Annotated in this window: 8 protein-coding genes; 4 read left to right on the forward strand and 4 right to left on the reverse strand. The window is 43.6% G+C overall.

All coding sequences use genetic code 11. From position 1 onward, the window contains the following. Together DBR43_RS15550 and DBR43_RS15555 are read left to right on the forward strand one after the other, a co-directional pair. Positions 1 to 1,251, forward strand: a complete 1,251-nt coding sequence (locus DBR43_RS15550; protein ID WP_199757064.1) for an RNA polymerase sigma factor — start codon at positions 1 to 3, stop codon at positions 1,249 to 1,251. After that, positions 1,241 to 2,326, forward strand: a complete 1,086-nt coding sequence (locus DBR43_RS15555) for an NADH:flavin oxidoreductase (RefSeq protein ID WP_124582403.1) — start codon at positions 1,241 to 1,243, stop codon at positions 2,324 to 2,326. Before DBR43_RS15550 ends, DBR43_RS15555 begins: the two co-directional genes overlap by 11 nt. Positions 2,327 to 2,473: 147 nt before the next feature. Here DBR43_RS15555 and DBR43_RS15560 read toward each other — a convergent pair whose 3' ends face one another. The 4 genes from DBR43_RS15560 to DBR43_RS15575 all read right to left on the reverse strand — a co-directional run bounded on the left by DBR43_RS15560 (position 2,474) and on the right by DBR43_RS15575 (position 6,489). After that, entirely contained in the window at positions 2,474 to 3,118 is a 645-nt protein-coding gene (locus DBR43_RS15560) for an START domain-containing protein (protein WP_124582405.1), read from the reverse strand. An 80-nt stretch (positions 3,119 to 3,198) separates the two neighbouring features. Further along, positions 3,199 to 3,903, reverse strand: a complete 705-nt coding sequence (locus DBR43_RS15565) for a hypothetical protein (protein WP_124582407.1) — start codon at positions 3,901 to 3,903, stop codon at positions 3,199 to 3,201. Positions 3,904 to 3,908: 5 nt separating this feature from the next. Next, entirely contained in the window at positions 3,909 to 4,895 is a 987-nt protein-coding gene (locus DBR43_RS15570) for a hypothetical protein (protein WP_124582409.1), read from the reverse strand. A 154-nt stretch (positions 4,896 to 5,049) separates the two neighbouring features. After that, positions 5,050 to 6,489 (reverse strand): PLP-dependent aminotransferase family protein, encoded by a 1,440-nt coding sequence (locus tag DBR43_RS15575; RefSeq protein WP_124582411.1) that lies wholly within the window; start codon positions 6,487 to 6,489, stop codon positions 5,050 to 5,052. Between the two features lie 101 nt (positions 6,490 to 6,590). Here DBR43_RS15575 and DBR43_RS15580 point away from each other — a divergent pair, with 101 nt between their 5' ends. Next, positions 6,591 to 7,292: an aspartate/glutamate racemase family protein gene (locus DBR43_RS15580; protein ID WP_124582413.1), complete on the forward strand. Its 702-nt coding sequence runs from the start codon at positions 6,591 to 6,593 to the stop codon at positions 7,290 to 7,292. 171 nt (positions 7,293 to 7,463) lie between these two features. Continuing rightward, positions 7,464 to 7,700 (forward strand): hypothetical protein (locus DBR43_RS32955; RefSeq protein WP_158622511.1); only part of this gene is annotated, 237 nt, incomplete at its 3' end.

Raw genomic sequence — 7,700 nt, forward strand, 5'->3', positions numbered from 1 at the left:
ATGGCAACAAATAGAGATCAAACGCTCATTCCGAAGCTGTTCAGGCTGGAGTACAGCAAAATGACGGCAGTCTTGTGCAGCCATTTTGGGCTGGGGAACATCGCGGTTGCAGAAGACATTGTGAGTGAAACCTTTCTAAAAGCCACTGAATTATGGGCATCAAATGTCCTGCCCGAAAATCCAACGGCCTGGCTATATACAGTCGCCAGGAATAAAGCGAAAGACTACCTGAAAAGGAACGCAATTTTCGAAGCACAGGTCAAAATAGAAATTAAGCCGGAAGAACGGGAAAACGACTGGGATTTTAATGAAGAAAGCATTTCTGATAGTCAGCTGGCGATGATCTTTGCAGTTTGCAATCCTGGTAATTCTACTGAGGCACAGATTTGCCTGGCGCTTCAGATCCTCTGCGGATTCAGCATAGAAGAAATTGCAGATGCTTTTCTCAGCAAAAAGGAAACGATTAAGAAAAGGTTATTCAGGGCAAAGAATGTTCTTCGTCAGGATAATTTCCAGATCAGAACATTACAGGAAGCAGGGATATCATCCAGACTTGATGCCGTTTTAAAAACCCTGTATCTTTTGTTTAATGAAGGTTATTTCTCAAAATCAAACGACCAGCTCATCAGAAGAGAACTTTGCTCTGAAGCCATCAGACTTGCGCTCATCCTGACAGAAAATACATGGACCAATGTCCCCAAAACCAATGCCCTTCTCGCTTTAATGTGTTTTCAGAGTTCCAGATTGGCTGCAAGAGCCGATGATTCGGGGGCAACCATTTTGTACGAGCAGCAGGATAAAGGCTTATGGAGTCAGGAGTTGATCGACAAAGGGAACTATTACCTGGTGAATGCCTGTTCCGGAACGGAAGTCTCAAAATATCACCTGGAAGCCGGCATCGCCTATTGGCATACTCCCCCAACTGATCAGCATAAATGGGATCACATTTTAAAGTTGTACAATCAGCTTATTCTGATGGAATATTCTCCGGTCACGGCGCTGAACAGGGCTTTCGCCTTTGCCAAAGTATACGGAAATGAAAAGGGAATCCGGGAAACAGAGAAGCTACAACTCAAAGACAGTGCTGAATATCATGCCTTGCTGGCTTATCTCCATACCAATACCGCAGCAGACAAAGCAATTGATCTCTATCAGAAGGCCATTGACCTTACAAAATCTCTCCCTGAAAAGAAAACACTGAGGAGAGAAATGGAAAACCTGATAAAAAAATTAAACGACAATGAATATTGAAAATTTATTCAGGCCTTTCCGCCTGAAATCATTAAATACCAGAAACCGTTTTGTGATGTCACCAATGACAAGGTCATGTGCTCCATCCGGAGTTCCGGAAAGCGACGTTGCAAACTATTACAGAAGAAGGGCTGAAGGAGAAGTAGGACTGATCATTTCCGAAGGAACGGTGATCGACCGGCCATCTTCAGCAAATGAGCCTGATGTCCCCGATTTTTACAAGGACCAGTCGTTGGCAGGATGGCAGAAAGTGGTTGATGGCGTATTGAGTGCAGGGGGACAAATGGCGCCACAGCTCTGGCACGTCGGAATCCAGGAAAACCACCATTCGGGATGGTTGCCCTCTGCTCCTTTTGAAGGACCGTCCGGTATTGGCAATGGAAAGGCCATGACAGATGCAGACATTGCGGATACGATTTCTGCTTTTGGCCGTGCCGCAGTACAGGCCAAAAAGATGGGTTTTAACAGTGTGGAGGTACAGGGAGCGCATGGGTATCTTGTAGATCAGTTTTTTTGGGAGAATACGAATAAAAGAACTGACTTTTTTGGCGGAAAAACTTTAGCCGAGCGCAGTCGCTTTGCCATAGAAATCACAAAAGAGATCCGTAAGGAAACAGGAGAAGATTTTGCGCTGATGATGCGCTTATCCCAATGGCGGTTCAGTGACTTTCACAGCAAACTGGCAAAAAGCCCGGCAGAGCTGGAATCCTGGCTCATGCCACTGGCGGATGCTGGCATCGACATCTTCCATTGTTCGACACGCCGGTTTTGGGAACCTGAGTTTGTTGGATCAGAGCTTAACCTCGCCGGCTGGGCAAAAAAGCTGACCGGAAAAGCCACAATCACGGTTGGTTCTGTTGGACTGGATAATGATGTCACGACCATTTTTACCGGGGAAAACTCCAGCCCAGTTTCTATTGAAGAACTCATTAGAAGAATGGATAACAACGAATTTGACCTGGTAGCAGTCGGCAGATCGCTCTTAGCGGACCCTTATTGGGTGCAAAAGGTGAAGGAAAACCGGTTGGCTGAATTCCGCGGATTTAATAAAGAAGCACTTGGCAGATTGGTATAAACCAATCTGCTTCTTTTACCTTTGTAACCCATCATTGCATTATTGGCCAATTCAAACACTATCAGATCATCTTTATGGTTACTGATATATGGAGGAAGCCAAAGGCAGCTAGCCAGGTAGTTAATCCTGCAGGTACAGCAAACCAGGCTAATTCACAATGTAGGTAAGCACCGCATTTTTATACTCCGGTTTTTGTACTTGTATTTTCAGGTTTTTAATGATCTTTAAGGGGCCTTCAGAGGCGAAGAGATTAATCAGCCATGGTGGCAAAGTCCCTCCCGGATCTACATGAATGGTGTATTCAATGTTTACATAATCAGGCCCCGCCGGACTGATGACCCATTTTCCTTTGGAATCCTGAATCCTCACAATGCCTTTCTTTTCCGCTACCTGGCCCCTTACTGCCGGTCCATCGATGGTAACGACTTTGGTGCCCGTATTTTGGCTCACCTTCAGATGTGCAACAAAATCCCGGTTCTGTAAAGGCCAGGGTAAGCTGATTTCTGAATAATAATAAAGCTCGGCAGGGGAAACCTTTTTGATCAGTGAACATGATTTTGTATGGTATACCCAATCTGTAGCAGATTCCACGTCCATCAGCAAGGCGACCACCTGTGAAGCTGTTGCCTTAACATTACATTGCGCTTTTACGGCTTTGATCCTGGAGTTTGGGAAGACCGCGGTATAAATTTTTATCCCCTCTTTTTCTACTTCGGGTACCCAATTGTTTTGTGCCAGAACAGGAACCGTTTTAGCGATCAATAATAAGGTGGTCAGGAATACTTTATACATTTTTGAGTTTATCCCCCAAATATAAAGGAATCTCCGCTCAGAGCGCTTATCATTACCTCTTTATTCAAAAGTACCGCCGATTAGTCCTGCCTGAATTCCTTTAATGTACCATCCGGGTTAAACTGAATGTAATAGCGCTCCCTTGTTCCGTTGATGTTCATCGGGTACCACTCGATCCGGTTCTTAAAAATAGCGATATAAGTATGGTCACTGGGCTTTGCTCCTTCAATATGGGCGGCTTTTTCATTGTAGATCCCCGTTACTTTCGCAACATTAGAAAATGGGATGTTGTTTAGCGAAACCAGGTTGCTCTTCACCTCGTCTTTTACCGATAATTGCTTCGGTTTAGGTGCAGACCAATTCCCGCTGTTGTATTCATAGCTGTCTACATATTTCGGGTTTTGAGGATGCTGAAGCATCGCAGTTATGCGACCATCATCGTAAAAATTAATATTTGTATAAATAAAGATTTCCTTTCCCCGGTATTGAGGAAGTTTCCTCAGCTCATTTTCCGCTTTCGTCAGTTGATCAATATCCGTTAAGAAACCCGTTTTTGTTCCTGTCACATGCTGTTCGGTAAATGTACTGCTATGTGTTTCTACGGTTGTACTGCTGGTGGTATGGCTCTCGGTATGCAATTCATCTTCATTTTCTGCAGGTTTATCCTGTGCCGCTTTATTGGCCACAGAATCGTTGGACTTAAAGGTTTCTTCCACACTTTTTGAGATCTGCCTGCAGCTAAAAAGCATCTGGCTGCAAATCATCAGGGCTATTAACTTCTTCATGCTGTCTAGCTTAGTTCATTTAAATCACTGGCAAAGGCAATCCTTTTGGGATCAGATTTGAGGTAGAATATCTCAACATATTCGACTTTTATGCTGTTTAAGTCCAGCAGGTTTACCACCTTCTTTATATGTCCGTTGTGCTTTTGCTGTTTGTCGTCGGTATATTCCAGCTCAAAACGGATCATCGGTTGTTCGTTAATATAGGTTCCGGTCTGACTTGTGCTGATCAGTCTGGCATTTGTCCTGATTCCCTTAAATTTAATTAAAGGGGTATTGTCCTTATAATCTCCACCCAGTTTGTTAACGAAAAGATCTACCAAAACCCTATAAAACAGGAGTACCAGCGGGCAAACGACCAAGGGGTGCCCGAAGCTCATAAACCGCCATCCAAAACCATGACTTTCAGACTGATAGGTATATACATAATATCCCCCAAGAATGGCAACAAGCGCCAGCCAGCCCAGGCTTCTCAACAGCACAATTGGGGTTTTGATTTTTGCAGTGACACCGGAAAAGATAAAATATGGTATCCTCTTTAGTTCTTTATCAATCAGGAGTTCTACCTTTTTGCCAACTTCATAACGGCGTTCAAAAGGCTTACTGTCGTTCACACCTGCCTTCTGCTGAATCTCTGTGCCTACCAGATTTTTAAAGGAGAGCTCCAATTCATAGGAATCCATCTTTGCGCCTGCCTGGCTCAGCTTCTTAACACTTAAAATCCGGGCTTCCCTGGGTTCTCCTTCCCGCTTCAGGTATTCAATGTTCTTTTTGTAATTAAAATAAATTAAGACCCATTTTTGGTAAAACACCACCAGAACGGCGAGCCACAATAGAATAGATGCCACTAAAATACCAAGAGAAAGCCATGGATCACTGGCGTTTAGGCTCTTGATGTCATCCGTATTATTCGTAGAATAGTAGATGATCATCGGGAATGGAATGGCAAAGAAAAGGCTATAAATTGTCCAGAAAATTAAAGCACCGCGTTTCATCTTTTACAAATTAGCAAGGGTTGATCAAATACTAAATAAAGCTAGCAAATAAGGAATATCTACAGAAATTAATTATTGTTTTTCTTAGTATCTATCATTCCCTGACGACTGTCAGAATCAAAATCTTTGCATTGATTTACGCCCCTGGTTTAATTTATGACTTTGATCCTTCGATCACCTGGTCCTTTATCATTTTTCCTAATTTTTGAATGGCCTGTTCTATTCTTTTACTCCAGAGGTTACTGTAACTCATGCGGATATAGTTTGTATAGTCTCCCCTGTTAGAAAACAAGGTTCCCGGGGCAATCTGAATATGTTCCGCTATTGCTTTTTGATGAAGTACAAGAGCATCAACTCCTTTAGGGAGCTCAATCCAGAGTACCAGCCCGCCTTTTGGCCTGCTGACTTTCGTTTCCAGCGGGAAATGTGCTGCTATGGCCTGCAAGGTCAATAACATCAGTTTGTGTAATTCTGGTCTTAACCTGCGCAAATGACGGTCGTAGGCCCCTGTATTTAATAATTGCAGCAGGGATAATTGTACCACGCTTGCTGTGGCCACATTCGTTACCGCTTTCAGCCGGATCACTTTCTCTGTAAACCTACCCGGAGCACACCAGCCAATTCTGTATCCGGGGGCAACAGATTTAGAAAAAGAAGCGCAGAGCATCACCCAGCCATCCGTATCGTAACTTTTAATATTTGCAGGTCTTTCTGTATCAAAATGAAGATCGCCATAGATGTCATCGTCAATAACGGGGATCTTTTTTCGCTTTGCAAAGGCAGCAATATCCCGCTTTTTCTGATCAGAAAGCATGGCCCCATTGGGATTGTTAAAATTAGAGATCAGGACGCATGCCGCTACCCGGTGTTCCTTGCAAACCTGTTCGAGCTGGTCGAGGTCAATTCCTGATAAAGTATCTCCGGGAAGCTCCACGATTTTCAACCCCAGTGCTTCGATGGTTTGAAGGATGCCATAGTAAAAAGGTGTTTCCAGCACGATGGTATCCCCTTTTTCGGCAACCGCCCTCAGGCACAGGCTAACAGCTTCCAAAGCGCCATTTGTAATGACTACCTCTTCGGCCTTTAGTGCTCCATTCCAACGGAAAGACCTCCCCGCGATTTCCTGTCTCAGCAAAGGATTTCCATTGGCCTGTTCATATAATAAATGGGCTCCGGTCAGGTCTCTTGAAGCCTGCTGCAGGCTTCTTCTGATCGCATTGAGGGGTAAAAGTCCTACGTCCAGCACCGCATTAAAAAAAGAGACAAAAGAGGTATGCGCCTGCGCTTCCCTACTGATCTGATGTAAAACCGGTCCCAGTCTCACTTCGGTAGCGGCAGATATCGTTTTGCTGCTTTCCGGTAAATCAATATCCGGCCGGGATTTTCTCAGCACCACATAACCTGAGCGCTCCCTGCCAAGAATCAGTCCTTTGTCAATCAGTAACACAAAGGCTTTCAACACTGTACCTATGCTCACCTGGAAACGTGAGCTGATCAGGCGCAAAGAAGGAAGCTTCTGACCAACAGGATAAACTCCTTCATTGATTAGCTTTCCCAGTTCATCTGCGATGGTAATGTATTGAAATTCCTTCATCTGTTATACTAAAATAGTCAATTCCTGTATCTGTTACAGTTACTCAAAGCTATCTACTTTTACCTCATTAAAAAATGATAAATTTTTAAACTTAGATACAAATGAAAAAAATCGGACTTGTTGGAGGAATCAGCTGGACATCTACAGTAGATTACTACCGCTACCTCAATGAAGGGATAAATGAAAAACTGGGTGGATTAAACTTTGCAGACTGTCTGATCCGCTCTGTAAACTTTGATGATTTTCAGCGTTTCAATGCGGCATACGACTGGGATGCGACCTTTGAATTACTCGTTAATGCTGCTGAAGATCTGAAAAAAGCAGGTGCAGAAGCCATTGTCTTGTGTGCCAATACAGCGCACATCGTATCTGATAGAATTGCAGAGCGGGTAGATCTGCCCTTGATAGAGATTACCACCGCAGTGGCCGCTGCCATTCATGAGCAGGGTTTGAAAAAGGTAGGATTACTGGGCACCACCTACACCATGGAACTGGATTTCTATAAAGACAAACTGATTGCCGCTGGGATAGCGCCGGTTATCCCCGAAAGTCAGGAAGACCGGGATTACATTGAGGATACCCTGAGAAACGAACTCGGAAGGGGGTTCTTGAATCCCGAAACTAAAAAACAATACTTAGCGATTATTCAGCAGCTGATTGACAGGGGGGCTGAAGGGATCATCCTGGGCTGTACTGAAATTCCATTGTTAATTCATCAGGAAGATGTTGCCGTACCGGTTTTTGATACGACGAAGATCCATGCTGAAGCTGCAGTGGCCTTTGCGGTACAATCCTGCGAATAAGGAATTTTCCCCGACATTACCGGAAAGGCTTTCCTCTCCCCTTTCCGGTAATCCAATGATTTGGTCAGGCACTTTACCTACCACTATATGAAATAAAAGAATACTAATAGTTAAATAAATATTTATATTATTAAATTCAAATTACATAGCTTTGTCTAAGCAATATTTTATATGGAAGAGTTAAACGAAAACCCAACATTAGAAGCGTCTGTGGCACTTCTATTAAGGCAGAATGAGCGTACTAAAGCAATGCTAGATGGAATTGCAACTAAAGCAGATGAAAATTTCGTTAAAATTGAAGGTCGCTTAATTAAAATTGAAGCCAGACTAAACTCATTGTCTGCTGAAACTTCGAACAGTTTTACTGAAATTGGTGATCAGCTTGGTAGCATCAAAGCCGAAACTTCG

The sequence above is a fragment of the Pedobacter sp. KBW06 genome, from assembly GCF_003852525.1.
Classification (GTDB): domain Bacteria; phylum Bacteroidota; class Bacteroidia; order Sphingobacteriales; family Sphingobacteriaceae; genus Pedobacter.

Coding starts and splice junctions, on each gene's coding strand:
- DBR43_RS15550 (WP_199757064.1), top strand. CDS start 1: ATGGCAACAAATAGAGATCAAACGCTCATTCCGAAGCTGTTCAGGCTG.
- DBR43_RS15555 (WP_124582403.1), top strand. CDS start 1,241: ATGAATATTGAAAATTTATTCAGGCCTTTCCGCCTGAAATCATTAAAT.
- DBR43_RS15560 (WP_124582405.1), bottom strand. CDS start 3,118: ATGTATAAAGTATTCCTGACCACCTTATTATTGATCGCTAAAACGGTT.
- DBR43_RS15565 (WP_124582407.1), bottom strand. CDS start 3,903: ATGAAGAAGTTAATAGCCCTGATGATTTGCAGCCAGATGCTTTTTAGC.
- DBR43_RS15570 (WP_124582409.1), bottom strand. CDS start 4,895: ATGAAACGCGGTGCTTTAATTTTCTGGACAATTTATAGCCTTTTCTTT.
- DBR43_RS15575 (WP_124582411.1), bottom strand. CDS start 6,489: ATGAAGGAATTTCAATACATTACCATCGCAGATGAACTGGGAAAGCTA.
- DBR43_RS15580 (WP_124582413.1), top strand. CDS start 6,591: ATGAAAAAAATCGGACTTGTTGGAGGAATCAGCTGGACATCTACAGTA.